The sequence below is a fragment of the Nocardia wallacei genome (assembly GCF_029869545.1).
Classification (GTDB): Bacteria; Actinomycetota; Actinomycetes; order Mycobacteriales; family Mycobacteriaceae; genus Nocardia; species Nocardia wallacei_A.
Genome location: NZ_JARWQD010000190.1, coordinates 1 through 2368, shown reverse-complemented (window position 1 = coordinate 2368; position 2368 = coordinate 1). Strand labels below are relative to the sequence as shown.

Below are 2368 nucleotides of genomic sequence, written 5' to 3'. Positions count from 1 at the left end.
GGGCGACCCACTCCGAAACGCCGCGATGCCGAGGGTAAGCGGCGCGGTACGGTCGCGCCCCCCCCCCAGACCGCGAATGAGGCGCGGGGGCGGCCGCCCCACCCCCACCCCCCAACCACCCGCCCGCCCCCCGCCCCCCCCCCCCCCCCCCCCCCCCCCCCCCCCCCCCCCCCCCCCCCCCCCCCCCCCCCCCCGCGGTGCGGGCCGCGGTCGCGATGGTCGGGGAGGGGCTGCTGGAACCGCGGCAGGCCCTGGCACGCGTCACGGCCGAGCAGATCCGCGCGGTGCTGCGTCCGTCGGCGGTCGACCACGCGGGACCGGTCCTGGCGCGCGGCGAATCCGCCTGTCCCGGACTGGCTTCCGGCATCGTGGTCACCGATCCGGCCGAGGCCGAGGCCCGGGCGCAGGCCGGCGCGGACGTGATCCTGGCCCGGCTCACCACCAGTCCCGACGATCTGCACGGGATGATCGCCGCGCGTGCCGTGGTCACCGAGCTCGGCGGCGCCACCTCGCATGCGGCGCTGGTGAGCCGCGAACTCGGGCGCCCGTGCGTCGTCGGCTGCGGGCCCGGGGTGGTCGCGGCGCTGGCGGGCCGGACGGTCACTGTCGACGGCGGTGCGGGTGTGGTGTGGGCGGGGGAGGTCGCCGGGCAGGCCGTCGACCCGGACGTCCTCGACGATGTGCGGCGGCTGGCGCGCTGGGCGGACGTCGAGCCCGAGCGGCTGGCCGACTGGCTCGACGGCACGGACACGGGAACGGTTGTGGCGCACCGGCGGTCGCGCGCGGTGACGGAGCTGGATCTGCTGCGATTGGTCGGTGTGAAGGGCCGTGTGACAGCGCAGGCCGCGGCCGCGAGCCTGGGTTGTGCCACCCCTGAGATGGAGACTCGCTGCGTCGAACTGGTGGACCGTGGCCTGTGCGCGAGCACCCCGGCCGGGGTGCGGCTCACGCCGGAGGGCCGGGTCGAGCTGGAACGGCAACTGGCACAGGAGCGTTCGAGCATCGACGGTGCCGCCGTCGCCGCGGCCTACGAGGACTTCTGCGCGGTGAACGCGGAGTTGAAGGAGATCGTCACCGCCTGGCAGATGCGGGATCCGGAGACGGTCAACGACCACGGCGACGCCGATTACGATGCGGCCGTGCTGGATCGGCTCACCGAACTGCATCGGCGGGTGCGCCCGCTGGTCCGCCGACTGGCCGCCCTCGCGCCGCGGCTCGACCGCTACGGGGACCGGCTGGAGCTGGCCGTCGAACGCATTGCGGGCGGGGACCACGCGTGGGTGGCGCGTCCGGTCATGGACAGCTATCACACGGTGTGGTTCGAACTGCACGAGGACCTGATCGGGCTGTGCGGGCTGAGCCGGGCCGAGGAGGCGGCGGCCGGTCGTGCGCACTGATACCGGACGGCCCGCGGCGGCGCGACGATGGGTGGATCTCGAGGCGGTCGACAATGTCCGGGATCTGGGCGGGCTTCCCGTAATCGGCGGCGGCACTACGCGTTTCGGCGTCGTCTACCGGTCCAGCACGCTGCAGCACGCCACCGCGTCCGATCTGGCCACGCTGCTGGGGCCGATCGGGCTGCGCACGGTCATCGATCTGCGGCTGCCCGACGAGGTGGCGCGGGAGGGCTACGGGCCGCTGGCCGCCGCGCCGGTGCGGGTGGCGAACCTGCCGATCCGCAAGTCGCCGCACTCATCGCTGGCCGCGCGCGACCTGGTCCCCGACAGATCGCGGGTGGATCTGGTGGAGCTGTACGGCCAGCTGGTGGCGGGCAGCGCGGGCGAACTCGTGGCGGCGGCCCGGCTGGTGGCCGATTCCGACCGGCACGCCGTGGTCTTCCACTGCGCCGCGGGCAAGGACCGCACCGGTGTGCTGGCCGCCGTGCTCCTGGACGCCGTCGGCGTGCCCGCCGAAGCCATCGCCGCCGATTACGAACTCACCAACGAGCGCATGCGGCGGGTCCGGGATCGGCTCGACGCCCTGCCCTCCTACCGCGGCCTGCCCGCGGCGGGCACCGGCATCCTCGCCGTCGATCCCGAGACCATGGTCCGCTTTCTGGAAGATCTGCACGCCGACCACGGCGGGGCAGCGGAATGGCTACGCGCGCAAGGTCTTTCCGCACGCGAGCTGGAGAAGTTACGGGCCGTACTCACGCACTGATCGGCCCCGGCCAAAAGCATGCCGGGGACGAGGTCGTGTGGCGAAGCATGCCGGGGAGGAGGTCGTGTGGCGAAGCATGCCGGGGAAGAGGTCGTGTGGCGAAGCATGCCGGGGATGAGGAGGTGTGTCCAAGGAAGGCCGGGATGAGGACGTGTGGCGCGGGGAGGACCAGAGGAATACGGGGGCGGAGGCGACGAACAGAGGAAAG

General features: G+C 73.8%; 2 protein-coding genes and 1 pseudogene. All 3 read left to right on the top strand.

Annotated features, from left to right (window positions below; all coding sequences use genetic code 11):
* Positions 1–93 (top strand): annotated as a pseudogene (locus tag QH290_RS15890) (DUF3043 domain-containing protein); the annotation flags it as partial.
* Positions 94–197: 104 nt separating this feature from the next.
* Entirely contained in the window at positions 198–1397 is a 1200-nt protein-coding gene (locus tag QH290_RS15885) for a PEP-utilizing enzyme (RefSeq protein ID WP_280383615.1), read from the top strand.
* Positions 1387–2160 (top strand): tyrosine-protein phosphatase, encoded by a 774-nt coding sequence (locus tag QH290_RS15880; protein ID WP_280383613.1) that lies wholly within the window; start codon positions 1387–1389, stop codon positions 2158–2160. The genes QH290_RS15885 and QH290_RS15880 overlap by 11 nt, the downstream gene beginning before the upstream one ends.
* The last annotated feature ends 208 nt before the right edge of the window (positions 2161–2368 follow it).